Here is a 25,316-nt window from a genome sequence, read left to right on the forward strand (position 1 = left end):
CTAATTTCCACTCCATTCGTGCTACTGAGAATCCTTATCAACCGGCGTTCAGACTGCATTACAGAGTAAGAAAAATAAATAATTAACGGCACCAACTTCGTGTTATCACTCAATGAATTTAATAAATTCAATCAGTAAGATTTTTACTTTAAATAATAATCCTATAACCACATAAACAATGCTTAAGCTGAAATATAAAGTAAAGCTAATGTAAATATGCCATTTTCTTAGTGTGGTGCGCTAACCGGCAACCCGCTATCAGACAACTCCGGTATTATCGTTCCTTTACAGTTTATTGAAGCCCATTCTCACTTTCGGCTTATCATTTCACTGCTACCGGCCGCGATCGCCGGCACGTCTCGTTTATCGACACGCAATTTAACAGAACAAAACCCTAGTAAAATTATAGTTCATGAAATTATGAACCACAAAATAACTTTACCTTTGCTTATCATAACTAAAATCCCCCTTTACGACATGCATTTGCACCAAAGGCGTGCAAAACCCTTCAAAAGCAACTACGCCAGGAGTACATTGGGCGGGTTGCGGCGTCCCACGGTAGGAGCGCCCCTATCCCAGCAAAAGGCTCAACTTTTTATGTCCCCCATTGAGAAATCCAGCAAACTGGACAACGTCTGCTATGACATTCGCGGCCCGGTGCTTAAAGAAGCTAAACGTCTTGAAGAAGAAGGCAACAAAGTCCTGAAACTGAACATCGGCAACCCTGCCCCGTTCGGTTTCGACGCCCCGGACGAAATCCTGGTCGACGTGATCCGCAATCTGCCCACGGCGCAAGGTTACTCCGACTCCAAGGGCCTCTTCTCGGCGCGTAAAGCGATCATGCAGCACTATCAGGCGCGCAACATGCGTGACGTGACCGTTGAGGATATCTACATTGGCAACGGCGTCTCCGAGCTGATCGTTCAATCCATGCAGGCGCTGCTCAACAGCGGCGACGAAATGCTGGTGCCGGCGCCGGACTATCCGCTGTGGACCGCCGCGGTCTCGCTGTCCGGCGGCAAGGCCGTACATTACCTGTGCGATGAGCAGGCCGGCTGGTTCCCGGATCTGGACGACATCATCAGCAAGATCACCCCGCGCACCCGCGGCATCGTGATCATCAACCCGAACAACCCGACCGGCGCGGTGTACAGTAAAGCGCTGCTGGAGCAGATCGTCGAGATCGCCCGCCAACACAACCTGATCATCTTCGCCGACGAAATCTACGACAAGATCCTGTATGACGAAGCGGAGCATCATTCGATCGCTGCGCTGGCGCCGGATCTGTTGACCGTGACCTTCAACGGCCTGTCGAAAACCTACCGCGTGGCGGGCTTCCGTCAGGGCTGGATGGTGCTGAACGGGCCGAAGAAGCACGCCAAAGGCTATATCGAAGGGCTGGAGATGCTGGCTTCGATGCGCCTGTGCGCCAACGTGCCGATGCAGCACGCCATTCAGACCGCGCTGGGCGGTTATCAAAGCATCAGCGAATTCATTCAGCCCGGCGGCCGTCTGTACGAACAGCGCAACCGCACCTGGGAACTGCTCAACGACATTCCGGGCGTCTCATGCGTGAAGCCGCAGGGCGCGCTGTATATGTTCCCGCGCATCGATGCCAAACGCTTCAATATCCATGACGACCAGAAACTGGTGCTGGATCTGCTGCTGCAGGAAAAAGTGCTGCTGGTGCAGGGGACCGCATTCAACTGGCCCTACCCGGATCACGTGCGTATCGTCACCCTGCCGCGCGTAGACGAGCTGGAAATGGCGGTCGGCAAGCTGGGCCGCTTCCTTGAAGGCTACCATCAGTAATCGCCTGGGGCGCAGCGCCTTGCTGCGCCCTTCTCTCATTGCCCGGTTGCAAAATTCGCCGTCACTGCTTCACAATGGGGCCCTCACTTGCCGTTAAAGAGAGCACCATGAGCCAGAGCCATTTCTTCGCCCATCTGTCCCGCCTGAAACTGATCAACCGCTGGCCACTGATGCGTAACGTGCGTACCGAGAACGTCTCCGAACACAGTCTGCAGGTGGCCTTTGTCGCCCACGCATTGGCGGTGATCAAGAACCGCAAATTCAACGGCAACCTCAACGCCGATCGCGTTGCCCTGCTGGCGATGTACCACGACGCCAGCGAAGTGATCACCGGCGACATGCCGACGCCGATCAAGTACTACAATCCGCAGATCGCCCATGAGTACAAGAAGATCGAAAAGATCGCCCAGCAAAAGCTGCTGGACATGATCCCCGCTGAGCTGCGCAACGATTTCCGCACCATTCTCGATGAGCACTACTACAGCGAAGATGAAAAACAGGTGGTAAAGCAGGCGGACGCATTGTGCGCCTACCTGAAATGCCTGGAGGAGCTGTCTGCCGGCAACAACGAATTCACCCTGGCCAAGGCGCGGCTGGATAAAACCCTGGAGCAGCGCCGCAGCCCGGAAATGGACTACTTCATGGAGGTATTCATTCCCAGTTTCAGCCTGTCATTGGACGAAATCAGCCTCGACAGCTCGCTGTAACCCCGCCGGCGCAGCCTCGCTGCGCCGTTAAAAACCGTAGAGCCACGGCACCACAATCACGCTGACCGCCATCACCAACAGGGTGAACGGCACGCCGAGCCGCACGAAATCGCCGAACTTGTAATTGCCCGGCCCCAGCACCAGCGTATTGACCGGTGAAGAGACCGGCGTCATAAAGGCGGCGGACGCGGCGACGGCGATAATCATCGCGAACGGGTATGGCGATACCCCCATTTCGCGCGCGGCGGCGATGGCGATCGGCGCCATCAGCACCGCCGTCGCGGTGTTGGAAATAAACAGGCCGATGGTGGCGCACAAGACGAACAGGCACAGCAGCATCACGCGCGGCCCCGCGCCGCCGGCGACGTCCATCAGCCCGCTGACGATCAGATCCACCCCGCCGGTCTTTTGCAGCGCCTGCGCGAACGGCATCATGCCGACGATCAAAATAATGCTCGGCCAATGGATCGATTTATAGGCGCTCTCCATATCAATACAGCGGAACTTGCCCATCAGCAAACAGGCGATCAGCGCCGCGATTGGGTTGGGGATTTCGTCGGTCAGCATCATCGCCACCATCAGCGCCAGACAAAACAGCGCGTGCGGCGCCTGCGTGATGGCCGGTGCCACTTCGTCCACCTCGGCCGGCAGATTGAGCACGATAAAGTCGTGGGTTTTGGCCTGCAGCTGACGAATCGCCTTCCAGTCGCCGATCACCAGCAAGATGTCGCCCAGTTCCAGCGGCTCGTCCACCAATTTGCCGCCCAGCGTCTCGCCGTGGCGGCGGATACCCACCACGTTCAGATCGTAGCGGCTGCGGAACGCCGCTTCGCGCAGGCTTTTACCCAGCAGCGCCGAGTCCGGGATCAGCGAGACCTCCGCCATACCGACGTTGCGCGACTGTTCAGAGAAGTAATCACCGCGCAGCACCATCGGCTCCAGCCGCTGTTCGCCGCAGAATTCGCGCAGATCGACCTGGCTGTCCGACATGTCGATCAAGAGGACGTCGCCCTCGCGCAGCTCGGTGCTGCCGGAGGCGCTGACCATCACCCGCCGGAAGCGTTTCCAGCGCTCGATGCCCACCACGTTGGCGCCATAGCGCGCGCGCAGGTGCAGCTCGTCCAGCGAACGCCCGATCAGCGGCGAAGCGCTGCGGACAGCCAACCGCCGCGCACGGCCGGTCAGCTTATAATCGCGGATCAGGTCACGGAAGGTGCGGCGCTGCCAGTCGTCGCCGGCTTTGCCCGTGTCACTGCTGCCCAGCCAACGGCGGGCGATCAGCATGTAGCCGACGCCCAGCGCCAGCACCGCCAGGCCGATCGGCGTCACGCTGAAGAAACCGAAACCATGGATGCCTTCGCGCACCAGTTCGCTGTTGACCACCATGTTGGGCGGCGTGGCCACCAGCGTCATCATGCCGCTGATAAGCCCGGCGAAACTGAGCGGCATCATCAGCCGCCCCGGCGCGATCTTCATTCTCGCCGTCACGCTGAGCACCACCGGGATAAAGATCGCCACCACGCCGGTCGAGCTCATAAATGCCCCCAGCCCGGCGACCGTCACCATCAGCAGCATCAACATTTTGGTTTCGCTGCTGCCGGCGACTTTGACCAGCCAATCGCCCACCTGATAAGCCACGCCGGTGCGCACCAGCCCTTCGCCGATCACGAACAGCGCGGCGATCAAAATCACGTTGGGATCGCTGAAACCGACCGTCGCCTCCTGCAGGCTGAGCGTGCCGCTCAGCACGAAAGCGATGATCACCAACAGCGCCACCACGTCCATACGCAGCTTGTTGGTGGTAAACAGCACGATGGCAATCAGCAGTAAACTCAGCACCCACAGTAATTCGCTGTTCAAAACGGCCTCATCCGGCAAATGTCCAAGGGCCTAAAAAATAGCATAAAAAAACCCCGCCGAGGCGGGGTCTAATCAATTAGGGTGAAGATAATGCCGCTCAGGCCAGCCGGCGAACGATCGCGCCCTGCGCCGTTTTATCGACGGCGATCTGCGCCAGCGAATCCAGCCGCAGGTCGACCTGCTCCAGCTTCGGCGCATCGGCCGGGGCGTTGACCGCAATCACCTGGCAACCCGCCGCCAGGCCGGAGAGAATGCCGGCCGGTGCGTCTTCGACCACCACGCACTCGTGCGGCGCCAACCCCAGGCGCTCGGCGCCCAGCAGATAGGCGTCGGGCTGCGGCTTGCCATGTTTAACCTGCTCAGCGGTGATGAACACCGCCGGCTGCGGCAAACCGCCGGCCCGGCGGCGAGCGCCGGCCACCGGCACCGAACCGGAGGTGACGATCGCCCAAGGGATGCCGAGCGAGTTCAGGCGCTCCAGCAACGCAATCGCGCCAGGCAGCGCGCGAACGCCGTCGGTATCCTGCGCTTCCACCTGCTCCAGCAATTGGAATTCACGCTGAATTTCCGCTTCGCTTTCACCCGGCATAAAGTGGCGCAGAGAAGTAATGGCCTGTTTACCGTGAATGAAGTCCAGCACCGCTTGCGGGTCGACGCCGCGGCGCTCGGCCCAGTGCGTCCAGGCGCGCTCTACCGCCGGCAGCGAATCCACCAGGGTGCCATCAAGATCGAACAGAAAACCCTTACACTCCACAGAAAACCTCTTCTTAATCAAACATTGATGATTTGCGCTATCTCAACGGCGCTCAAATGATACTGGCGCGGGCAGGCCTGCCAAATCGCCAGCATACGCTGATATTTTTCCCACATTCTAGTCTGGGCGTTAAAACCGTGGCTGCCGGAATCAAAGTGAGTATAGCGCCCCTCGGTGCTAACCAGGAAACGCACGTAACTCAGGTAGCGCGCCTCGGTCGCGGCATCGAAACCGAGAAACGCCAGGCGGCGCTCGTCCAGATCCTGCTTCTCTTTCAGGTTGCCCCAGGAAACCTGCAGCGCATGATGCATCTCCATCACGTTGATGATGGTGCGGCACACCTCTTCGCTCAGTTCGCCGAAGTCGCGATCCAGCTCGCGCATTTGCAAACCGAAGCCGCGTTCGACGATGGTTTGCAACCGGCGATAACGATCGCCGTTGTCCGGATCGAGCAGGGTCATCATCTTGTACTGATTCGACAGGATCAGCCGCTGGGCGTTGGTCATTTCCATCAGGATTTCCTCATTTCTGTGTGATGGCGGGAGCATCGCACAGCGCAAGAACGCAGGAAATCACAACTCGACCGTTCTTTGATTTAAACCGGGGTTATTGGCGCTTTGACGAGAAAGGCCGCATCAGCGCGGCCTTTTTTCATTTACAGATCGTCGAGGAAGGTTTTGTCCAGCTGCTTGAAGGCGCGCTTGAGCAAATCAGCCAACGTCTGATAGGTCGGCGTGCCTTCGAGCGGCGCCACCGCCTGTCCGGCTTCCGTCAGCTTGTTGCGCACCTCATGGAACCATTGCAGCAGCGTCGGCGGCAGCGGCGTGACCGAACGGCGCCCCAGCCACCACAAGCCCTGCATCGGCAGGCTGCAAGCGAACAGCGCGGTGGCGATCGCCGGGCCGAGCTGGCCGCCGAGCGCGATCTGCCAGGTCAGCGTGAAAATCGCCAACGGCGGCATGAAACGAATAGCGAAACGGGTGGCACGCGCAACGCGGTTCTCCGGAAAGACCGGTGCCAGACGTTTGTCTGACGGCCAGGTTTTCATATAATGCTGCCCGCGCTGGAAGACCTGAAACCAGCTTACGGAACCGGACGGTTTGCTCGTCATTGCGTACCTCAACGTCACGTAAAGAAACTAAAAGCGTGCTGCCAGAGACCATACTAAAAAATTTGAAGCTTTAAATTTATTTTGTGTTTGCACCGGGCTATCGGTATCCTAAGCCGGCCTTGTGGCCGGTAGAAGATGACGTAAATTTTGTCAACTTTTAGCCCTATAAAAATCAAGATTATTTAAACCGCAGAGAAATCATCGGTTTTTCCATCATCCTGTGATTTGTGCACTTCACATGATGTTAATCATAAATGTCATCGGCACTATGCGCTACGCTTGTTGTCTGATTGACGATTAATTCACCACGTGTGTTCGATTTTCTTTTAACAACACGACTATTTAAGTAGGTACTTCCATGTCGAGTAAGCTAGTACTGGTTCTTAACTGCGGCAGTTCTTCTCTGAAATTCGCCATCATCGATGCCGTTAACGGCGACGAATTCCTCTCCGGTTTGGCCGAGTGTTTCCACCTGCCTGAAGCTCGCATCAAGTGGAAAATGGACGGCGCCAAACACGAAGCTGCCCTGGGGGCCGGCGCTGCACACAGCGAAGCGCTGAACTTCATTGTTAATACTATTCTGGCACAAAAACCAGAGCTTTCCGCGCAGCTGACCGCCATCGGCCACCGCATCGTGCACGGCGGCGAGAAGTTCACCGCCTCCGCCGTGATCAACGACGAAGTTCTGCAGGGTATCAAAGATTCCGTGCCGTTTGCACCACTGCACAACCCAGCTCACCTGATCGGCATCGCGGAAGCGCTGAAATCCTTCCCTCACCTGGCTGACAAGAACGTTGCCGTGTTCGACACCGCGTTCCACCAGACCATGCCGGAAGAATCTTACCTGTACGCCCTGCCGTACAGCCTGTATCGCGACCACGGCGTTCGCCGCTACGGCGCACACGGCACCAGCCACTTCTACGTGACTCAGGAAGCCGCGAAGATGCTGAACAAGCCGGTGGAAGAAGTGAACGTGATCACTTGCCACCTGGGCAACGGCGGTTCCGTCACCGCAGTGCGCAACGGCCAATGCGTTGACACCTCCATGGGTCTGACCCCGCTGGAAGGCCTGGTGATGGGCACCCGCAGCGGTGACATCGATCCGGCTATCATCTTCCACCTGCACGATTCTCTGGGCATGAGCGTTGATCAGATCAACAAGATGCTGACCAAAGAATCCGGCCTGCTGGGCCTGACCGAAGTCACCAGCGACTGCCGTTACGTTGAAGACAACTACGACAGCAAAGCCGACGCCAAACGCGCCATGGACGTGTTCTGCCACCGTCTGGCCAAATACGTCGGCGCCTACAGCGCGCTGATGGAAGGCCGTCTGGACGCGGTGATCTTCACCGGCGGCATCGGCGAGAACGCCGGCATGGTGCGTGAGCTGACCCTGAACAAACTGGGCCTGCTGGGCTTCGAAATCGACCACGACCGCAACATGGCCGCTCGCTTCGGCAAATCCGGCGCCATCACCAAAGACGGCAGCCGCCTGGCGCTGGTGATCCCGACCAACGAAGAGTTGGTCATCGCGCAGGACGCATCCCGCCTGACCGCGTAATGCTCTCAAAACACCGTCAGCCCAGGCTGACGGTGTTGTTTTAGCCTCATGTTAATCGTGAAGAGGACTATTCTGTGTCACGTACTATTATGTTGATCCCCACCGGCACCAGCGTCGGCCTGACCAGCGTCAGCCTGGGTGTCATCCGCTCCATGGAGCAAAAAGGCGTTCGTCTGAGCGTGTTCAAGCCTATCGCTCAACCGCGCACCGGCGACAACGCACTCGACCAGACCACCACCATCATCCGCAGCAGCAACTCCACCATTACGGCGGCCGAACCGCTGCGCATGGACTACGTTGAGGGCCTGCTGAGCTCCAACCAGCAAGACGTGCTGATGGAAGAGATCGTGGCGCGCTACCACGAGAACACCAAAGACGCGGAAGTGGTGCTGATCGAAGGCCTGGTGCCGACCCGCAAACACCAGTTCGCCAACGCGCTGAACTACGAGATCGCCAAAACCCTGAACGCCGAGATCGTCTTCGTGCTGGCGCTGGGCAACGACTCCCCGGCGCAGCTGAAAGAGCGCATCGAACTGGCGCGCACCAGCTTCGGCGGCAGCAAGAACAAAAACATCACCGGCGTGATCATCAACAAGCTGAACGCACCGGTCGACGATCAGGGCCGCACCCGTCCTGACCTGTCCGAAATCTTCGACGACTCCACCAAGGCCAGCATCGCCCATGTCGATCCTGCGCAGCTGTTCGCCAACAGCCCGCTGCCGGTTCTGGGCTGCGTGCCGTGGAGCTTCGATCTGATCGCCACCCGCGCCATCGACATGGCTCGCCACCTGAAGGCCCGCGTGGTCAACGAAGGCGACATCATGACCCGCCGCGTGAAGTCCGTGACCTTCTGTGCGCGCAGCATTCCGCACATGCTGGAACACTTCCGCCCAGGCTCCCTGCTGGTGACCTCCGCAGACCGTCCTGACGTACTGGTCTCCGCCTGCCTGGCGGCGATGAACGGCGTGGAAATCGGCGCTATCCTGCTGACCGGCGGCTACGCCATCGACGAGCCGATCAAGAAGCTGTGCGAACGCGCCTTCCAGACCGGCCTGCCGGTGTTCATGGTCGACACCAACACCTGGCAGACCTCGCTGAGCCTGCAGAGCTTCAACCTCGAAGTGCCGGCGGACGACCACCAGCGCATCGAGAAAGTGCAGAACTACGTGGCCAGCCACATCAGCACCGAGTGGATCGATTCGCTGACCGCCACCTCCGAGCGTTCACGCCGCCTGTCTCCACCGGCGTTCCGTTACGAGCTGACCGAACTGGCGCGTAAAGCCGGCAAGCGCATCGTGCTGCCGGAAGGCGACGAGCCGCGCACCGTGAAAGCGGCGGCCATCTGTGCCGAACGCGGCATCGCGGAATGCGTGCTGCTCGGCAACCCGGACGAGATCCAGCGCGTCGCGGCGGCGCAAGGCGTTGAGCTGGGCAAAGGCATCGAAATCGTCGATCCGGTCGCCGTGCGTGAAAACTACGTGCCGCGTCTGGTTGAGCTGCGCAAGAGCAAGGGCATGACCGAAGTGGTCGCGCGCGAGCAGCTGGAAGACAACGTGGTGCTCGGCACCCTGATGCTGGAACAAGGCGAAGTCGACGGTCTGGTCTCCGGCGCGGTTCACACCACCGCCAACACCATCCGTCCGCCGTTGCAGCTGATCAAAACCGCGCCGGGCAGCTCGCTGGTATCCTCCGTGTTCTTCATGCTGCTGCCTGACCAGGTACTGGTCTACGGCGACTGCGCGATCAACCCGGATCCGACCGCCGAGCAGCTGTCTGAAATCGCCATCCAGTCTGCGGATTCCGCCGCCGCCTTCGGCATCGAGCCGCGCGTAGCGATGATCTCCTACTCCACCGGCAACTCCGGTGCGGGCAGCGACGTCGAGAAAGTGCGCGAAGCGACCCGTCTGGCGCAGGAAAAACGCCCGGACCTGATCATCGACGGCCCGCTGCAGTACGACGCCGCCATCATGGCCGACGTTGCCAAATCCAAGGCGCCGAACTCACCGGTGGCCGGCCAGGCGACCGTGTTCATCTTCCCGGATCTGAACACCGGCAACACCACCTACAAAGCGGTACAGCGTTCCGCTGACCTGGTCTCCATTGGGCCGATGCTGCAAGGCATGCGCAAGCCGGTGAACGACCTGTCGCGCGGCGCACTGGTTGACGATATCGTCTACACCGTTGCGCTGACGGCGATCCAGTCTTCCCAGGCTGACGCTGCCGCCGCCAAGGCCTGATATTCTTCAGGTTGAGCGATAAAAAAGCGCCGGTCATTGACCGGCGCTTTTCTTTTGCGTTCCCTAACGCGCCAGCAACTGCCCGGCAGCCTCCAGAATATGCTCGGCGGTCAGGCCGTACTCCTGCTGTAAAAACGCCTGAGTGCCCACCTGGCCGTAACGCTCCTTCACCCCCACGCGCCGCATCGGCGTCGGGCACTCCTCCGCCAGCACTTCCGCCACCGCCGATCCCAGCCCGTTATGAATGCTGTGGTTTTCACAGGTGACGATGCGTCCGGTCTTGGCCGCGTAGGTTTTGATCAGTTCACGGTCAATAGGCTTGAGGGTGAACATATCGATCACCGCCGCGCTGACGCCCTGCCGCGCCAGCATCTCCGCCGCCTTCAGCGCCTCCGCCACCATGATGCCGTTGGCGATCAGCGTGATATCGTCGCCGTCGCGCAGCAGGTTGCCCTTGCCGATGGTAAAGCGCGAGCCCTCCTGGTAGATGCGCGTCGCCTGCTTGCGGATGGTGCGCACCCAGTAGAAGCCGCGCAGATCCATCAGCTGGCGCAGAACGTCGGCGAACATGGTGGCGTCGGTCACCTCCAGCACCACCGAATGCGCCAGCCCGCGCACGATGCCCATGTCTTCGAACGACATGTGGGTGCCGCCGTTGTGGCAGGCGCTCACCCCGGCGTCGGAAGCGATCACCTTGACGTTGTTGCGCTGGTAATCCAGCGACATGAACAGCTGATCGAAACAGCGGCGGCTGGCGAAGGCGGTGAAAGTGTGCACGAACGGCACCCGGCCGGTGAGCGATAGCCCGGCGGCGACGCCGATCACGTTGGCCTCCATGATGCCGCAGTTGATCACGTGCTGCGGGTGATCCTGGTGCACGCCGTCCATCGCCATCGAGCTCATCAAATCCGCCTCCAGCGCGATGATCGGCGCGCCCGCCTCAATCTGCCGCCGCACCGCGCCGGCGTAGACTTTGCGCATTTCGACGGTGTCGTTTTCCAACTGCGTCACTACGTTAAACATGGGCGGCCTCCAGTTCGGCGATGGCTTTTTCAATCTCCAGCTGCACGTCCGGCGTCAGGCGCAGGTGGTGTGAGTTCGACAGGTTTTCCAGATAGGTCACGCCCTGTCCCTTGATGCTGTCGAGCACGATCGCCAGCGGCCGCTGTTCACCGCCGCGCGCCGGCGCTACCGCCGCCAGCAGCGCCGCGATGTCGTCGCCCTTGACAGTCTGCACCTCAAAGCCGAAGGCGCGGAACTTGGCGGCCAGATCGAACGGTTGGATCACCTCGTCCAGCGCGCCGTCCAGCTGTTGCTTGTTGTAATCGATGAACAGCGTCAGGTTGTTCAGGTTGTGGTGGGCGATAAACTGGAACGCCTCCCAGCACTGTCCTTCATTCAGCTCCCCGTCGCCGAGAATGCTGAACACCCGATTGCGCCGCCCCGCCAGCCGATGGGATAACGCCATGCCGGCGGCGATCGACACGCCCTGCCCCAGTGAGCCGGTGGTGGCGTCCACGCCGCGCGTGCGCAGCCGGTCCGGGTGGCTCGGCAGACGCGTGCCGTTCTGGTTGAGGGTCTTCAGTTCCGCCAGCGGGAAGTAGCCCTTGATCGCCAGCGTGCTGTACAGCGCCGGGCCGGCGTGCCCTTTCGACAGCACAAAGTCATCGCGCTCCGGCCAGTCCGGATCCGCCGGATCGATGCGCATCACGCCGCCGTACAGCACCGCCAGCGTCTCCACCACCGACATGCAGCCGCCATAGTGGCCGAAGCCCAGCCCGGTCAGCGCTTTCAGCGTTTCCAGGCGGATCGCGCGCGCCAAGGCACGCAGCTCTTCAATTTCCGTTTCGCTCGTTGTGTCGTTCATCAGTCTGCCCTCGTTATTTCTCGACGCGGTCAGCGGCCGGCGCGCCTTTGCGTTTTCCCAGGAAGTTATGCGCCACCAGCAGCGCGAACACGGCGACGATCGCCAACATGATCATCTCCTTCGACATAAAGCGCGCCATATTGCCCAGCAGGATGCCGATCGCGCCGAAGTCGGCGTCGGAGAAGGTGGTGTTGGCAAAACCAAGCGCCCCCAACACCGGCAGCAGCAGCACCGGCAGGAAGGTGATCAGCAGCCCGTTGGCAAAGGCGCCCAGCATCGCGCCGCGCCGCCCGCCGGTCGCGTTGCCGAACACCCCGGCGGTAGCGCCGGTGAAGAAATGCGGCACCACGCCGGGCAGGATCAGCACCATCTTCAGTTGCCCCAGCAGGAACAGCCCGGCCAACCCGCCAAGGAAGCTGAACAGGAAGCCGATCAGCACCGCGTTGGGGGCATAGGGATAAACCACCGGACAATCCAACGCCGGCCGCGCGTTAGGCACCAGTTTTTCCGAGAAGCCGGTGAACGCCGGCACGATCTCCGCCAGAATCAAGCGCACGCCCTGCAGAATGATGAACACCCCGGCGGCGAAGGTGATGGCCTGGATAATCGAGTACACCAGGTAGTTCTGGCCGCCGCTGAGCTCGCTTTCCACATAGGCCCGCCCGGCGCAGATCGCCAGGATCAGGTAGATGACGATCATGGTCATCGAGATCGAAATGGAACTGTCGCGCAGGAAGCTGAGATTTTTCGGCAGGTTCATCTCTTCGGTCGAGCGCGAGTTTTTCCCCACTTTCGAGCCGATCCAACCGGACAGCACATAGCCCAGGGTGCCGAAGTGGCCGAAGGCGATATCGTCGTTGCCGGTGATGCGGCGCATATAGCGCTGGGCAATCGCCGGGAAGAACGCCATCACCAGCCCCAGGGTCAACGCGCCGGTAAACACCAGCTGCACGCCCTCGAAGCCTGCCACCGTCAGGATGATGCCGATCATGCAGGCCATGTAGAAGGTGTGGTGGCCGGTGAGGAAGATGTATTTCAGCCGGGTGAAGCGCGCCACCACGATGTTCGCCACCATGCCGAACGCCATGATCAAGGCGGTGGAAGCGCCGTATTTCTCCAGCGCGATAGAGACGATCGCTTCGTTGTTAGGAATGATGCCCTGAATATTAAACGCGTGTTCGAACATGCCGCCCAACGGATTGAGCGACCCGACCAATACCGTGGCGCCGCCGCCCAACACGATAAAGCCGAGAATGGTTTTTACCGTGCCTTTCACCACGTCGGAAAAGGATTTCTTTTGCGCCAGCAAACCGATCAGCGCAATAAGCCCGACCAGCACCGAAGGCACCTTTAATATATCCACCACAAACTTGAGCGTTTCCTGGATAAACATATCCACCTCGCCAATCGTTTTATTCAGAGGATTGAGTGGGCTTCGAAGTAAGCGCGCAGCTTGGCTTCCAGCTCATTGATGTCGATGATGTTGCTGATCACCACCAGCTGCTCGGCCGGCACGCTGGCGCTGTCGGCAATGTCTTTTGCCATCACGAACACGTCGGCCGCGCCGGGAGTGGCGGACGACAGATCGGAGTGTTCAACCTCGGCCTCCACCCCCATCTTTTTCAGCACCTTTTTAATGTTCATTTCCACCATAAAGCTGCTGCCGAGACCTGAACCGCAAATCGCCATGATTTTCATGATATCCACCTGTTGAATTTAGCGTGTAGGGTAGCGCCGCCGGTCATATTCCCGGCGTTGTTAGCATTAATAATGTTCCTGGTGATTAAACGTTAATAGCGGGCGATAATATCCTCAATTTGCCGTTTATCTTTGGCGTGAAATAACGCCTCCATGGCCTGATTATCGGAAAATAATTCCGCCAGTTGCGAAATCAATTCGATGTGGCTGTTGCCGTCGGGTGCGGAAAGCATCACCACCACCTGAACCGGATCGTTATCCGCGGAATGAAAGTTCACCCCCTGATGGATCTTCAACAGCGATAACCCCAGCGCGTTGGCGCCCTGCTCCGGCCGGGCGTGTGGCATGGCGATGCCCGGCGCCAGGACGAAGTAAGGGCCGAGCTTCTCCTGCTGATGAAAGATGGCCGTCAGGTAATTCGGCGTAATCACACCGTCTTGCAGCAGCGGCTGCGCGCTCAGCGTTACCGCCTGGCGCCAGTCCTCCACCCGTTCGCACAGCTGTATATGATCGGCGGTCAGCCACTCTTTCAGCACGTTATCCTCCCGAGAGTCGATGATTGCGGCCGGTGATTAATTCACCGGCGACGGTAAAACTTTAATCAACCCCTCCTGGCCACACAGTGATGGATATCACAAAGATAGCGCTACCAAAGCGCTATCATGCAGATCTGTGATAGCGCTATCAAAACGCCGTGCTGCGGTATGACGTTAACCACAATTTTTTCTCGCTCTTTCGGGTAACGGGGTAGAATGTGCCGCATACGGGGATCGTCGAAGCCGCGCCGTCGGCTTCCCACCCTCACCATTTTTATGCGCCGCGCGCGCATTTCAGTCGGGATTTGGCATGTCGATCGGTAAAAAACGACGCAGCACGGGCAGGGTGACGTTGGCTGATGTAGCGCAGCTGGCGGGCGTCGGCACCATGACGGTGTCGCGCGCGCTGCGCACGCCGGAGCAGGTTTCAGACAAACTGCGCGAGAAGATTGAAGCCGCGGTGAGCGAGTTGGGGTATCTGCCCAACCTGGCCGCCAGTTCGCTGGCGTCGGCCTCCTCTTACACCATCGCCATGGTGGTGCCCAGCCTGTCCGAATCCGGCTGCGCCGAGATGTTCGCCGGCCTGCAGAAAGTGCTGCAGCCCGCCGGCTATCACATCATGCTGGCGGAGTCGCAGCACCACCTGGAACGCGAGGAGAAACTGCTGGAGACCCTGCTCTCTTACAACCTGGCGGCGGCGGTGCTGCTCAGCGTCGAGCATTCGCAAAATGCCCGCAACGCGTTGATCGCCGCCAACATTCCGGTGGTGGAGATCGGCGCCGTGCGCGCCGATCCGATCGACATGAGCATCGGCATCGATTACGTGGCGGCCATGTATCAGCTGACGCAAACAGTGATCGCCAGCGGCTATCAGAATATCGGGCTGCTGTGCGCCAATCAGGAACAGTGGATTTTCCAGCAGCACCTGCAGGGCTGGCACAAGGCGCTGCTGCGCAACCATATGTCGCCGCATCGGGTGATCAACGCCGCACAGCCCGCCAGCTTCAGCACCGGCGCACAGCAGCTGCCGGAATTTTTGCTGGCCTGGCCGGAGCTGGACGCGCTGGTGTGCGCCTCGGACGAACTGGCGGGCGGCGCGCTGTATGAATGCCAGCGGCGGCGCATCAAGGTGCCGGACAATCTGGCGGTGGTGGGGTTCGGCAACAGCGAGTTCAGCCGGGTGTGCCAGCCGCCGCTGACCACCATGACCATTCCGCATCGCGATATCGGCATTCAGGCCGGCCAGGCGCTGCTGGCGCGGCTGAACGAGCAACCCTGGCAGCCGGCAGGTTCCCTGCCCGCCACGCTGTGCCGCCGTGACAGCTGCTGAATCCACAGCATAAAAAAAGCCGGTCGATGACCGGCTTTCTCACGCGTTGGCGTCTCAGTGGTTGTCGAGCGGCTTACCGTAATCCTGTTCGTTGTTGCGCGTCAGCCACAGCGACAGCGCCTTCAGCGAATCCGGGGTAAATTCGTCGCAGCGCGCGGTGATCTCTTCCGGCGTCAACCAGCACACCTCGGCCACTTCTTCTTCCTGCAGCGCGAACGGGCCGTGCGACACGCAGCTGAACAGCGCGCCCCACACCCGGCACTGCTCTTCTTCGAAGTAGAACAGACCGTGTTCGGCGAAAGGCACGCCGGCGATGCCCAGCTCCTCTTCCGCCTCGCGGCGCGCCGAATCCAGCACGTTTTCACCGCTTTGCACTACGCCGCCCGCCGTTGCGTCCAACCAGCCCGGGTAGAAGTCCTTGATCTCGGTGCGACGCTGCACCAGAATTTTTCCCATCCCATCATGCACCACAATATAGGTAGCACGATGACGCAGCCGCTCCGCCCGCATCTGTTGACGACTGGATTGCGCAATCACCTCGTTTTGCTCGTCGACGATATCAACCCATTCGGTATCTGCAGCCTGACCCTGTTCCGCCATCCTCTAAAACCTTCTATTTTGGCGCGATGCATCCCGCGCGCTGGTTAATCAATGAGTGTTTTTCAAAGATTTTTATTGTGTGTGTATAAATTAGTGCGTTTAGCGTGTTAACGCCACCTCCGCGACGACCTTGCCGTCGTCGAGCGCCAGCACGCGCAAAGTGCCCCGATCCAACATGCCGTAGCTGGCCGGAAAGCCCCCTTTCGGGATGCTGACCGAGCCCGGATTGAAGCAATAGATCTCACCCTGCCGCTCCGCCTGCGGCAGATGCGTATGGCCGTAGGCCAGGACGTCACCGCGGGATAACGGCGGCAGTGCCGAGGGATGATAAAGGTGACCGTGGGTCAAAAACAATCGTCTTTTTTGCAGTAAAACCTGTTGCCAGGGCGCCTCGATAGGGAACGTCAGCAGCATCTGATCGACCTCGCTGTCGCAATTGCCGCGAACGGCGATGATCTTGTCGCTATAGCGATTCAATCGTTCGGCAACCTGAGCGGGCTGATACCCGGCCGGCAGCGCGTTGCGCGGGCCGTGATTCAGCAAATCGCCCAGAAGAATCAGCCAGTCGGCGCCCTGTTGTGCGAACAATTCCAGCACGCGTTCGGTAGCCGGCAGCGATCCGTGGATATCCGAGGCGAACATCAGCTTCATAACCTTGTCCTATAGAGGGAAATAAGCGCCATTTTACCGCGCCGGCGCCGTGCGGCAAACCGCCGCCCGCCCCGGTGTAGAATTGTGATCCAACTGTGCAGATAGCATCGGACGAATCCCACATAGCCTGCTATCCTTAGCTGCTATTGTTGGATCTCTGATATACCTTTGTGCGCGGCGAAGACCGCAGCAACGTGTAATGAATTACAGATCACCTTACCGCAGGAGGCAACATGATTGACCTGTATTACGCGCCTACTCCCAATGGTCACAAGATCACCTTGTTTCTGGAAGAGGTCGGCTTGCCCTACCGTATCCATCGCGTAAACATCAGCGCCGGCGAGCAGTTCAAACCGGACTTTCTGAGCATTTCTCCCAACAACAAAATCCCGGCGATTGTCGATCAGCAACCGGTGGACGGCGGCGCGCCAATCAGCCTGTTCGAGTCCGGGGAAATCCTGCTGTATCTGGCGGAGAAGACCGGCAAGCTGCTGAGCAAGGGCCTGCGCGAACGCGCCGCCACCCTGCAGTGGCTGTTCTGGCAGGTGGCCGGGTTCGGGCCGATGCTCGGGCAGAATCACCACTTTAACCACTACGCGCCGCAGCCGGTGCCTTACGCCATCGAGCGTTACCATCTGGAAACCAAACGGCTGTACGGCGTGCTGGACGCTGAACTGCAAAAACACCCGTACCTGGGCGGCGATAACTACAGCATCGCCGATATCGCCACCTACCCGTGGGTGGTGTCGCATCCGCGCCAGCGCATCGATCTGGCAGATTACCCGGCGGTGCGCAACTGGTTCGAGCGCATCAGCAACCGCCCGGCGACCGAGCGCGCCTACAAACTGGCCGAACAAGCCTAAGCGCCTCCTCCGACTCCCCGTCGGCCGGGGAGTCACATCGTCCTCACGTTATCATTTCCTTACTTTCCGTGTATTCTGAACGCTAATAATCAGACCTATGGAGAATCTCTGATGTCTTTCAGTCAACCCGACGCCGTTATTCGCATTAAAAATCTGCGGCTGCGCACGTTCATCGGTATCAAGGAAGAGGAAATCAACAACCGGCAGGACGTGCTGATCAACGTGGTGATCCACTACCCGGCGGACAAGGCGCGCAACAGCGAAGACATCGCCGACGCGCTCAACTACCGCACCATCACCAAAGCGATCATCCGCCATGTGGAAGATAACCGTTTCGCGTTGCTGGAAAAATTAACGCAGGATGTGCTCGACATCGTAAAAGAACACGCCTGGGTAACCTATGCTGAAGTGGAGATAGATAAACTTCTGGCTCTGCGCTACGCCGATTCGGTCTCCATGACCATGAGCTACCGCCGGGGCTAACTCAGGGAGGTAGACCATGCGGATCCTGATCACCGGCGCAACGGGATTGATAGGCAGCAGCCTGACGGCAAGACTGCTGGCGCTTTCTCACCACATTACGGTACTGACCCGCGACGAGCGGCGCGCCCGAGCCAAACTGGGCGATCGGCCGAGCTATTGGCGAACGCTGGACGACCGGCAGTCGCTGGATGACTTCGACGCGGTGATCAACCTGGCCGGCGAACCTATCGCCGACAAGCGCTGGAGCGCGCAGCAGAAAGAGCGCCTGTGCCGCAGCCGCTGGGATCTGACCGAACGCCTGGCGCAGCTGATCAAAGCCGGCAGCACGCCGCCCGGCGTGCTGATTTCCGGTTCCGCCGTCGGCTACTACGGCGATCAGGGGCAGGCGGTGGTCACCGAAGAGGAGCCGCCGCACGACGAATTCACCCACCAGCTGTGCCAGCGCTGGGAAACGCTGGCGCTGCAGGCGCAGAGCGACGCCACCCGCGTCTGCCTGCTGCGCACCGGCGTGGTGCTGGCGCCACAGGGCGGCGCGCTGGCCAAAATGCTGCCGCCGTTCCGCTTCGGACTGGGCGGCCCGATCGGCGACGGCCGCCAATATCTGCCGTGGATCCATCTCGACGACATGGTCAACGGCATTATTTATCTGCTGGATCACGCCACCCTGAGCGGCCCGTTCAACATGGTGGCTCCTTACCCGGTGCATAACGAACAGTTCGCCGCCCAATTGGCCAACGTGCTCGATCGCCCGGCGTTTCTGCGGGTGCCGGCGTTCGTCATGCGTTTGTTGATGGGGGAAGCGGCGGTGCTGGTGCTCGGCGGCCAGCGGGCGGTGCCGAAGCGCCTGGAAGAAGCCGGCTTCCACTTCCGCTATCTGGAGTTGGAACAGGCGTTGGATGACGTTGTCAATCAGCGGGCCGAAGCCCGCTGATCTGAGGTTACTTCAACGCGCCGGACAGGAACTGCTGCAGGCGCGGGCTTTTGGGGTTGCCGAACAGCTCGGCCGGCGGCCCCTGTTCTTCAATCAACCCTTTGTGCAGGAAGATCACGTGGTTGGAAACGTGGCGCGCAAACTCCATTTCGTGCGTCACCACCACCATGGTCTTCCCCTCCTCCGCCAGCTTCTGCATGATGCGCAGCACCTCGCCCACCAGTTCGGGATCCAGCGCCGACGTCGGTTCGTCAAACAGCAGCACCTCCGGCTCCATCGCCAATGCGCGGGCGATAGAGACGCGCTGCTGCTGACCGCCCGACAGGTGCACCGGGTATTTGCCGCGCGCCCGCTCGTCGATGCCCACTTTGTCCAGGTAGCGCACCGCGCGCTCGTGCGCGTCGGCCTTGCTCAGCCCCAGCACCTGCACCGGCGCTTCCATCACGTTCTCCAGCACCGTCATGTGGCTCCACAGGTTAAAGTGCTGGAACACCATGGTCAGGCGGGTGCGCAGCAGCTGCAGCTGCTTCTTGTCGAATACCTTCAGCTGGCCGTCCTTGTCGCGCACCATGCGAATATCTTCGTTGTTCAGACTGATCGAACCTTCGCTCGGCTTCTCAAGGAAGTTGATGCAGCGCAGAAAGGTGCTTTTGCCGGAGCCGGATGAGCCGATGATGCTGATCACATCCCCGGCGTTGGCCGCCAGCGAGACGCCCTTCAGCACTTCGTGGTCGCCATAGCGTTTGTGCAGTTCCGTGACGGCTAATTTATTCTCAGACATGGTTTTCTTCCCGTCATTTATCAGTGACTAACGTGTGCCATCCAGCGTTTCTCAGCTTTGCGGAACAGGCTGATTAACACGTAGGAGATGATCAGATACAGCACCGCCGCGATGCCGAAGGCGTAGAACGGCTGATAGGTCGCGGCGTTGATGTCGCGCGCGATCTTCAGCAGATCCGGCACGGTGGCGGTAAACGCCAGCGCGGTGGAATGCAGCATCAGGATCACCTCGTTGCTGTAAGCCGGCAGCGCGGTGCGCAGCGCCGAAGGCAAAATGATGCAGCGATACATCTTGAAGCGCGAGAAACCGTAGGCGTTGGCGGCCTCGATTTCACCGTGCGGCACCGAGCGGATCGCCCCGGCGAAGATCTCGGTGGTATAAGCGCAGGTGTTGAGCGTCAGCGCCAGGATGGTGCAGTTGAGCCCGCTGCGGAAAAACGCATTGAGAAACTCGCTGCCGCGCACGATCTCGAGGCTGTACATGCCGGAGTAGAATACCAGCAGCTGCACGTACAGCGGCGTACCGCGAAACACATAGGTGTAGAGCCACACCGGGAAACGCACCCAGCGAAGGGAAGACACGCGCGCCACCGCCATCGGGATCGCCAGCAGCCCGCCCATCACCACCGAGGCGATCAGCAGCCACAGCGTGATCGCCACGCCGGTGAAGCGGTAGCCGTCGCTCCACAGCAGCGACTGCCAATACTGTTGCAGGATCTCAATCATAGCTCGGCCCTCTTGACGCCCAGTGAGTAACGCCGTTCAAGCCACAGCAGCACGCCGTTGGAAACGGTAGTGAAGACCAGATACACCACGCCGGCCACGATGGCGAAGAAGAACGGCTGATAGGTGCCTTTCCCCGCCAGCTGCGTGGCTTTCACCACGTCGTTTAGGCCAAGGATCGACACCAGCGCCGTCGCCTTCAGGATCACCTGCCAGTTGTTGCCGATGCCCGGCAGGGCGAAACGCATCATCGCCGGGAACAGAATGCGCCGGAAGATCTGCGCGCCGCTGAAGCCATAGGCCGTCGCCGCTTCGATCTGCCCTTTCGGCACCGCCAGATAAGCGCCGCGGAAGGTCTCGGTAAAATAAGCGCCGTAGATAAAGCCGAGGGTTATGATGCCGGCGCCGAGCGGATCGATATCGATCTGCGCGAAGCCCAGCAGCGTAGTGATATTGTTCAGCGCGATTTGCAGACCGTAAAAGATCAGCAGCATCAGCACCAGATCGGGCACGCCGCGGATCAGCGTGGTATAGGCGCCGAACAGGCCGGAGATAAAGGGGTTATGAGACAGTTTGCCACCGGCGCCGATCAGGCCGATCACCACCGCCAGCAGCACGGAACTGAGGGCCAGCTCCAGCGTCACCAGAGCCCCCTCGAAAATCAGTTGGGAATAGCCTTGCAGCATCTACTTCACCCTGTGGTCTAGGATCCGAACCATCGGGGCCGGCACGCCGGCCCCACAGTCACAGCATGGAACGGTAAGCGGATTACCCGCCATAGACGTCAAAGTCGAAGTACTTTTTCGCGTATTTGTCGTAGGTGCCGTCTTTGCGCATCTCGGCGAAAGCTTTGTCCAGCGCCGCCTTCAGCTCGGTATCGGTCTTGCGCAGCCCCATGCCGGTGCCGACGCCGAAGAACTTGTCATCCTTCACCGATTCGCCGGCGAACGCATAGTCTTTGCCCGGCGGCTGTTTCAGGAAGCCGTCGCTGCCCGCCACTTCATCCTGGAAGGCGGCATCGATACGCCCGGAAGCCAAATCGGCGTAAACCAGATCCTGGTTCTGGTAAGGCACGACGGTGATGCCCTTCGGCTGCCACATGGCGTTGGCGTAGGCTTCCTGGGTAGTGCCCTGCAACACGCCCACGCTCTTGCCTTTCAGGGCGTCCACGGTAGGCAACAGCTTGGATCCTTTCGGCGCGATCAGACGCGCGTTGGCGGCATACAGCTTGTCGGTAAAGGCGATTTCCTGCTGGCGTTTTTCGGTGATGGACAGCGAAGAGATGATGGCGTCGATTTTCTTCGCCTTGAGGGATGGGATCAGCGCGTCGAAGTCGCTCTCCACGAAGGTGCATTGGGTATTGATGCGTTTGCACAGCTCTTTGGCCAAATCGATGTCAAAGCCAACCAATTCGCCTTTGGCGTTTTTGGATTCAAACGGTGCGTAAGTCGGATCGGTGCCAATCTTCAGCGTGGAAGGAATGGCGGCAAAGGCGCTGCTGGCGGCGCTCAAAGCCAGAACTAACGGCAAAATCAAAACCCGCTTTTTCATAAATTACCCTCAAATTGATTTTTTTGATGCCACTACGGGCATTACTTTTCCCCACCAAATCAATTTGCAGTAATCGTGCCACATTAGGTGCTACGGGCGGAGGGAACGGCTCCGGCCTTCACAATACTGTTTCCTGGGACGATAACCGCAAAATTAAATCGGCCGCTCGGGGCCGCGCCACTGGCAGCCGCGATAAGGCGGCGCCATGAAACAGTGAACGTGATGAAGTGGGATCATTATGGTGCATGCGCCGCCCTAATTCAGTGCGGTGTTGCACAAATGTACCAATTTGGGGATGAAAATGTTAATCAGCGCCCTGCCAGCGGGTGAACAGATCGGCCGGCAGTTCGATATCAAACTGATCGATCACCCGATTGACGGTCTGATCGATGATGTCTTCCACGCTTTTCGGCTGGTGGTAAAACGCCGGCACCGGCGGCATGATCACCGCCCCCATCTCCGCCGCCTGCGTCATCAGCCGCAGGTGCCCAAGGTGCAGCGGCGTTTCCCGCACGCACAGCACCAAACGGCGGCGCTCTTTGAGCACCACGTCGGCGGCGCGGGTCAGCAGCCCGTCGCTGTAGCTGTTGACGATGCCGGACAGGGTTTTGATCGAACATGGCAGGATCGCCATACCCAGGGTTTTGAAAGAGCCGGAGGAGATGGCGGCGGCGATATCGCGCGCATCGTGCACCACGTCGGCCAGCGCCTGCACTTCACGCAGGCTGTACGGCGTTTCCAGCGCCAGCGTCTGCCGTGCAGCGTTGCTCATCACCAGATGGGTTTCCACCTCTGCGACGTCGCGCAAAACCTGTAACAGGCGCACGCCGTAGATCGCGCCGCTGGCGCCGGAAATGCCGATGATGAGTCGTTTCATGGAAAATGGCCTCTGCCGTAAAAAGTAAGATCAGGCAGACTTTGCCGCAATGGCGAGGGATAAGCAAGTTCACAGGAGCAAGGCGCACCGCCGCAGACGCGGCGATGCCCCCCGAGTAATCAACGCGGCCGGTTAGCCTTCGTTGTGCAGTTCCAGATTTTCCGCTTCGGTTTGCCCTCGCAGCGCCTTGGCGTCGTCGCTGCGCAGCGACTCCAGGTATTCCAGATAGCTTTGATCGACGTCTTTGGTCACGTAGATGCCGTTGAATACCGAGCATTCGAACTGGGTGATGTCCGGGTTCTCTTCGCGCACCGCTTCGATCAGATCGTCCAGGTCCTGGAAGATCAGCCCGTCGGCGCCGATGATCTGGCGGATTTCATCCACTTCACGCCCGTGGGCGATCAGTTCGTTGGCGCTCGGCATGTCGATGCCGTAGACGTTAGGGAAACGCACTTCCGGCGCGGCGGAAGCCAGATAGACGCGCTTGGCGCCCGCTTCGCGCGCCATTTCGACGATCTGCTCCGAAGTGGTGCCGCGCACGATGGAGTCATCCACCAGCAGCACGTTCTTGTCGCGGAATTCGGCGCGGTTGGCGTTCAGCTTGCGGCGCACCGACTGACGACGCGCCTGCTGGCCCGGCATGATGAAGGTGCGGCCGACGTAGCGGTTCTTCACAAAGCCCTGGCGGTAGGGCTTCTCGAGAATACGCGCGATCTCCAGCGCGATGTCGCAGGAGGTTTCCGGGATCGGGATCACCACGTCGATGTCCAGATCTTCCCATTCGCGGGCAATCTTCTCACCCAGCTTCTGGCCCATGCGCACGCGGGCGCTGTAGACCGAGATCTTGTCCATAAAGGAGTCCGGGCGAGCAAAATAGACGTATTCAAACAGGCACGGGTTGGTTTTCGGGTTCTCTGCGCACTGGCGGGTGAACAGCTGGCCCTTGGTGGTGATGTACACCGCTTCGCCCGGCGCCACATCGCGCAGGAACTCAAAGCCCAGGGTATCCAGCGCCACGCTCTCGGAAGCCACCATGTACTCGCTGCGGCCATCCTCCAGCGTGCGCTTGCCGATCACCAGCGGGCGAATGCCGTTCGGATCGCGGAACGCCAGCAGGCCGTGGCCGATGATCATCGCCACACAGGCGTAAGCGCCGCGCAGTTGCTGATGCATCGCGGCGACCGCGGTAAAGATGTTGTCGGCCTCCAGCGGATAATGCGGGAAGCGATCCAGCTCGCTGGCCAGCACGTTCAGCAGGATTTCCGAGTCGGAGGTGGTGTTGACATGGCGGCGGCCGCTTTCGAACAGCTTTTGGCGCAGCTCATGGGCGTTGGTCAGGTTGCCGTTGTGGGCCAGCGTAATGCCGAACGGCGAGTTGACGTAGAAAGGCTGGGCCTCAGAGGCGCTCGAGCTGCCGGCCGTCGGGTAACGCACATGGCCAATGCCCATGTTGCCCTGCAAGCGTTGCATATGGCGCGCCTCAAACACATCTTTCACCAGGCCGTTGGCTTTACGCAAACGGAACCCGTTGTGGGCGTCAATGGTGACGATGCCTGCGGCATCCTGGCCACGGTGCTGAAGCACCGTCAGCGCATCATAAATCGACTGGTTTACCGGCATGAAACCGGCGATACCGACAATACCGCACATGTTGTCTTTTCCTCATCAGCGCTACCGCCCCGGCAATTGGGTCGGCAAGAAACTCGACGTGCTCTGCAGGTAGTCAAAGAACCACCTGATGACGTAACTGAACTGGGGAATGAGCTGCGACTGTTTCCAGTCGGCACTCTGTGAAAAGCCGGTAAAGGTATCCAGGAAGAACAGGATCGCTGCGACGATCAATACTCCGCGCAGCGCGCCGAAGCAGATGCCCAACACCCGGTCGGTGCCCGACAGCCCGGTTTTCTCTACCAGTGAGCTAATCACATAGTTAACAATAGCCCCTACGATCAGGGTCGCGATGAACAAAATCGCGATCGCGATGCCGTTTCGCACCAGTTCATCTTCAAAACGAGTGAAATAGACCGCAAGGTAAGAGTAGAAATGGCTGGCAACAAAAAACGCACATCCCCATGTCACAAGTGACAATGCTTCGCGAACAAACCCTCGGATCAGGCTCACCAGAGCCGAAAATCCAATCACCGCTATAATGACGTAATCAATCCAGACCATGAACTATTCCAATGATGAATCGCCCCTGCATCCAATTCGCGGCGAATTCTAACAGAAAAAGAAAACGTTTGCGTAGGGGATTTCCTACCACGTTACAAATAAAAAGCGGCGATCAAAAAATTCCCAATCGCCGCGCCTACATAGGTGATTTCGCCTGTAAAAGGCGCGGTTTTTCTCGCTTTCTCTCCACCACTCCTTAATTCAGGGGCGCA

General features: G+C 59.5%; 26 protein-coding genes. 8 read left to right on the forward strand and 18 right to left on the reverse strand.

Features of this window, described 5'->3' with window-relative positions:
• Window positions 1–597 precede the first annotated feature (597 nt).
• Window positions 598–1,812, forward strand: a complete 1,215-nt coding sequence (locus MMS95_RS02630; RefSeq protein WP_004936047.1) for a pyridoxal phosphate-dependent aminotransferase — start codon at window positions 598–600, stop codon at window positions 1,810–1,812.
• 107 nt (window positions 1,813–1,919) lie between these two features.
• Entirely contained in the window at window positions 1,920–2,519 is a 600-nt protein-coding gene (gene yfbR / locus MMS95_RS02635) for a 5'-deoxynucleotidase (RefSeq protein ID WP_015378582.1), read from the forward strand.
• A gap of 27 nt (window positions 2,520–2,546) precedes the next feature.
• On the opposite strand, the gene MMS95_RS02640 is transcribed toward yfbR, so the two are convergent.
• From MMS95_RS02640 to yfbV, 4 genes are all read right to left on the reverse strand, one after another.
• Window positions 2,547–4,397, reverse strand: a complete 1,851-nt coding sequence (locus tag MMS95_RS02640; protein ID WP_071796811.1) for an SLC13 family permease — start codon at window positions 4,395–4,397, stop codon at window positions 2,547–2,549.
• Window positions 4,398–4,476: 79 nt separating this feature from the next.
• Entirely contained in the window at window positions 4,477–5,133 is a 657-nt protein-coding gene (locus MMS95_RS02645; RefSeq protein ID WP_033632505.1) for a sugar phosphatase, read from the reverse strand.
• A gap of 17 nt (window positions 5,134–5,150) precedes the next feature.
• The gene (locus tag MMS95_RS02650; protein WP_156865830.1) at window positions 5,151–5,645 is read right to left on the reverse strand and encodes a YfbU family protein; all 495 of its coding nucleotides are present in this window, start codon (window positions 5,643–5,645) and stop codon (window positions 5,151–5,153) included.
• A 143-nt stretch (window positions 5,646–5,788) separates the two neighbouring features.
• Complete coding sequence (gene yfbV, locus MMS95_RS02655; RefSeq protein ID WP_004936061.1) at window positions 5,789–6,244, reverse strand: terminus macrodomain insulation protein YfbV; 456 nt, start codon at window positions 6,242–6,244, stop codon at window positions 5,789–5,791.
• Window positions 6,245–6,602: 358 nt separating this feature from the next.
• Between yfbV and ackA the strand changes: the two genes are divergently transcribed.
• Together ackA and pta are read left to right on the forward strand one after the other, a co-directional pair.
• The gene (gene ackA / locus MMS95_RS02660) at window positions 6,603–7,805 is read left to right on the forward strand and encodes an acetate kinase (protein WP_004936063.1); all 1,203 of its coding nucleotides are present in this window, start codon (window positions 6,603–6,605) and stop codon (window positions 7,803–7,805) included.
• A gap of 74 nt (window positions 7,806–7,879) precedes the next feature.
• Window positions 7,880–10,042 carry a phosphate acetyltransferase gene (gene pta / locus MMS95_RS02665; RefSeq protein WP_031300545.1) on the forward strand — a complete coding sequence of 721 codons (2,163 nt, stop codon included), beginning with the start codon at window positions 7,880–7,882 and terminating at the stop codon, window positions 10,040–10,042.
• A 63-nt stretch (window positions 10,043–10,105) separates the two neighbouring features.
• Here pta and MMS95_RS02670 read toward each other — a convergent pair whose 3' ends face one another.
• The 5 genes from MMS95_RS02670 to MMS95_RS02690 all read right to left on the reverse strand — a co-directional run bounded on the left by MMS95_RS02670 (window position 10,106) and on the right by MMS95_RS02690 (window position 14,143).
• Entirely contained in the window at window positions 10,106–11,065 is a 960-nt protein-coding gene (locus tag MMS95_RS02670) for a transketolase family protein (protein ID WP_033632504.1), read from the reverse strand.
• Entirely contained in the window at window positions 11,058–11,909 is an 852-nt protein-coding gene (locus MMS95_RS02675) for a transketolase (protein ID WP_004936071.1), read from the reverse strand. The genes MMS95_RS02670 and MMS95_RS02675 overlap by 8 nt, the downstream gene beginning before the upstream one ends.
• Before the next feature lie 13 nt (window positions 11,910–11,922).
• Window positions 11,923–13,302 carry a PTS ascorbate transporter subunit IIC gene (locus MMS95_RS02680; RefSeq protein WP_004936074.1) on the reverse strand — a complete coding sequence of 460 codons (1,380 nt, stop codon included), beginning with the start codon at window positions 13,300–13,302 and terminating at the stop codon, window positions 11,923–11,925.
• A 23-nt stretch (window positions 13,303–13,325) separates the two neighbouring features.
• Window positions 13,326–13,607 (reverse strand): PTS sugar transporter subunit IIB, encoded by a 282-nt coding sequence (locus tag MMS95_RS02685; protein ID WP_015378585.1) that lies wholly within the window; start codon window positions 13,605–13,607, stop codon window positions 13,326–13,328.
• A gap of 92 nt (window positions 13,608–13,699) precedes the next feature.
• Complete coding sequence (locus MMS95_RS02690; RefSeq protein ID WP_004936080.1) at window positions 13,700–14,143, reverse strand: PTS sugar transporter subunit IIA; 444 nt, start codon at window positions 14,141–14,143, stop codon at window positions 13,700–13,702.
• A 310-nt stretch (window positions 14,144–14,453) separates the two neighbouring features.
• Between MMS95_RS02690 and MMS95_RS02695 the strand changes: the two genes are divergently transcribed.
• On the forward strand, window positions 14,454–15,473 hold the full coding sequence (locus MMS95_RS02695) for a LacI family DNA-binding transcriptional regulator (protein ID WP_004936083.1): 1,020 nt from the start codon (window positions 14,454–14,456) through the stop codon (window positions 15,471–15,473).
• Between the two features lie 54 nt (window positions 15,474–15,527).
• On the opposite strand, the gene yfcD is transcribed toward MMS95_RS02695, so the two are convergent.
• Both yfcD and yfcE read right to left on the reverse strand, forming a co-directional pair.
• Complete coding sequence (gene yfcD, locus MMS95_RS02700; RefSeq protein WP_004936086.1) at window positions 15,528–16,073, reverse strand: NUDIX hydrolase YfcD; 546 nt, start codon at window positions 16,071–16,073, stop codon at window positions 15,528–15,530.
• Window positions 16,074–16,172: 99 nt separating this feature from the next.
• Window positions 16,173–16,724, reverse strand: coding sequence for a phosphodiesterase (yfcE, locus tag MMS95_RS02705; protein ID WP_021505564.1), 552 nt, complete (start codon window positions 16,722–16,724; stop codon window positions 16,173–16,175).
• Between the two features lie 233 nt (window positions 16,725–16,957).
• On the opposite strand from yfcE, the gene yfcG reads away from it, so the two are divergent.
• From yfcG to MMS95_RS02720, 3 genes are all read left to right on the forward strand, one after another.
• Entirely contained in the window at window positions 16,958–17,587 is a 630-nt protein-coding gene (gene yfcG / locus MMS95_RS02710) for a GSH-dependent disulfide bond oxidoreductase (protein ID WP_004936091.1), read from the forward strand.
• A 111-nt stretch (window positions 17,588–17,698) separates the two neighbouring features.
• Window positions 17,699–18,070 carry a dihydroneopterin triphosphate 2'-epimerase gene (gene folX, locus MMS95_RS02715; protein WP_004936094.1) on the forward strand — a complete coding sequence of 124 codons (372 nt, stop codon included), beginning with the start codon at window positions 17,699–17,701 and terminating at the stop codon, window positions 18,068–18,070.
• 16 nt (window positions 18,071–18,086) lie between these two features.
• Entirely contained in the window at window positions 18,087–19,001 is a 915-nt protein-coding gene (locus MMS95_RS02720) for a TIGR01777 family oxidoreductase (RefSeq protein WP_164122658.1), read from the forward strand.
• 7 nt (window positions 19,002–19,008) lie between these two features.
• On the opposite strand, the gene hisP is transcribed toward MMS95_RS02720, so the two are convergent.
• From hisP to cvpA, 7 genes are all read right to left on the reverse strand, one after another.
• Entirely contained in the window at window positions 19,009–19,782 is a 774-nt protein-coding gene (gene hisP, locus MMS95_RS02725) for a histidine ABC transporter ATP-binding protein HisP (protein ID WP_004936098.1), read from the reverse strand.
• Between the two features lie 20 nt (window positions 19,783–19,802).
• Window positions 19,803–20,507: an ABC transporter permease gene (locus MMS95_RS02730; RefSeq protein WP_004936100.1), complete on the reverse strand. Its 705-nt coding sequence runs from the start codon at window positions 20,505–20,507 to the stop codon at window positions 19,803–19,805.
• Entirely contained in the window at window positions 20,504–21,190 is a 687-nt protein-coding gene (locus MMS95_RS02735) for a histidine ABC transporter permease HisQ (protein ID WP_015378590.1), read from the reverse strand. The genes MMS95_RS02730 and MMS95_RS02735 overlap by 4 nt, the downstream gene beginning before the upstream one ends.
• A gap of 82 nt (window positions 21,191–21,272) precedes the next feature.
• Window positions 21,273–22,055 (reverse strand): histidine ABC transporter substrate-binding protein HisJ, encoded by a 783-nt coding sequence (gene hisJ, locus MMS95_RS02740; protein ID WP_004936109.1) that lies wholly within the window; start codon window positions 22,053–22,055, stop codon window positions 21,273–21,275.
• A 304-nt stretch (window positions 22,056–22,359) separates the two neighbouring features.
• Window positions 22,360–22,932 carry a UbiX family flavin prenyltransferase gene (locus tag MMS95_RS02745; RefSeq protein WP_004936112.1) on the reverse strand — a complete coding sequence of 191 codons (573 nt, stop codon included), beginning with the start codon at window positions 22,930–22,932 and terminating at the stop codon, window positions 22,360–22,362.
• A gap of 132 nt (window positions 22,933–23,064) precedes the next feature.
• On the reverse strand, window positions 23,065–24,582 hold the full coding sequence (gene purF / locus MMS95_RS02750; RefSeq protein WP_004936117.1) for an amidophosphoribosyltransferase: 1,518 nt from the start codon (window positions 24,580–24,582) through the stop codon (window positions 23,065–23,067).
• Between the two features lie 21 nt (window positions 24,583–24,603).
• Window positions 24,604–25,104, reverse strand: a complete 501-nt coding sequence (gene cvpA, locus MMS95_RS02755) for a colicin V production protein (RefSeq protein WP_004936119.1) — start codon at window positions 25,102–25,104, stop codon at window positions 24,604–24,606.
• Window positions 25,105–25,316: the final 212 nt, after the last annotated feature.

The organism is Serratia sp. PGPR-27, from assembly GCF_022678525.1.
Lineage (GTDB): Bacteria > Pseudomonadota > Gammaproteobacteria > Enterobacterales > Enterobacteriaceae > Serratia > Serratia nematodiphila.

Coding starts and splice junctions, on each gene's coding strand:
- MMS95_RS02630 (WP_004936047.1), top strand. CDS start 598: ATGTCCCCCATTGAGAAATCCAGCAAACTGGACAACGTCTGCTATGAC.
- yfbR (WP_015378582.1), top strand. CDS start 1,920: ATGAGCCAGAGCCATTTCTTCGCCCATCTGTCCCGCCTGAAACTGATC.
- MMS95_RS02650 (WP_156865830.1), bottom strand. CDS start 5,645: ATGGAAATGACCAACGCCCAGCGGCTGATCCTGTCGAATCAGTACAAG.
- yfbV (WP_004936061.1), bottom strand. CDS start 6,244: ATGACGAGCAAACCGTCCGGTTCCGTAAGCTGGTTTCAGGTCTTCCAG.
- ackA (WP_004936063.1), top strand. CDS start 6,603: ATGTCGAGTAAGCTAGTACTGGTTCTTAACTGCGGCAGTTCTTCTCTG.
- MMS95_RS02670 (WP_033632504.1), bottom strand. CDS start 11,065: ATGTTTAACGTAGTGACGCAGTTGGAAAACGACACCGTCGAAATGCGC.
- MMS95_RS02675 (WP_004936071.1), bottom strand. CDS start 11,909: ATGAACGACACAACGAGCGAAACGGAAATTGAAGAGCTGCGTGCCTTG.
- MMS95_RS02680 (WP_004936074.1), bottom strand. CDS start 13,302: ATGTTTATCCAGGAAACGCTCAAGTTTGTGGTGGATATATTAAAGGTG.
- MMS95_RS02685 (WP_015378585.1), bottom strand. CDS start 13,607: ATGAAAATCATGGCGATTTGCGGTTCAGGTCTCGGCAGCAGCTTTATG.
- MMS95_RS02695 (WP_004936083.1), top strand. CDS start 14,454: ATGTCGATCGGTAAAAAACGACGCAGCACGGGCAGGGTGACGTTGGCT.
- yfcD (WP_004936086.1), bottom strand. CDS start 16,073: ATGGCGGAACAGGGTCAGGCTGCAGATACCGAATGGGTTGATATCGTC.
- yfcE (WP_021505564.1), bottom strand. CDS start 16,724: ATGAAGCTGATGTTCGCCTCGGATATCCACGGATCGCTGCCGGCTACC.
- yfcG (WP_004936091.1), top strand. CDS start 16,958: ATGATTGACCTGTATTACGCGCCTACTCCCAATGGTCACAAGATCACC.
- folX (WP_004936094.1), top strand. CDS start 17,699: ATGTCTTTCAGTCAACCCGACGCCGTTATTCGCATTAAAAATCTGCGG.
- MMS95_RS02720 (WP_164122658.1), top strand. CDS start 18,087: ATGCGGATCCTGATCACCGGCGCAACGGGATTGATAGGCAGCAGCCTG.
- hisP (WP_004936098.1), bottom strand. CDS start 19,782: ATGTCTGAGAATAAATTAGCCGTCACGGAACTGCACAAACGCTATGGC.
- MMS95_RS02730 (WP_004936100.1), bottom strand. CDS start 20,507: ATGATTGAGATCCTGCAACAGTATTGGCAGTCGCTGCTGTGGAGCGAC.
- MMS95_RS02735 (WP_015378590.1), bottom strand. CDS start 21,190: ATGCTGCAAGGCTATTCCCAACTGATTTTCGAGGGGGCTCTGGTGACG.
- hisJ (WP_004936109.1), bottom strand. CDS start 22,055: ATGAAAAAGCGGGTTTTGATTTTGCCGTTAGTTCTGGCTTTGAGCGCC.
- MMS95_RS02745 (WP_004936112.1), bottom strand. CDS start 22,932: ATGAAACGACTCATCATCGGCATTTCCGGCGCCAGCGGCGCGATCTAC.
- purF (WP_004936117.1), bottom strand. CDS start 24,582: ATGTGCGGTATTGTCGGTATCGCCGGTTTCATGCCGGTAAACCAGTCG.
- cvpA (WP_004936119.1), bottom strand. CDS start 25,104: ATGGTCTGGATTGATTACGTCATTATAGCGGTGATTGGATTTTCGGCT.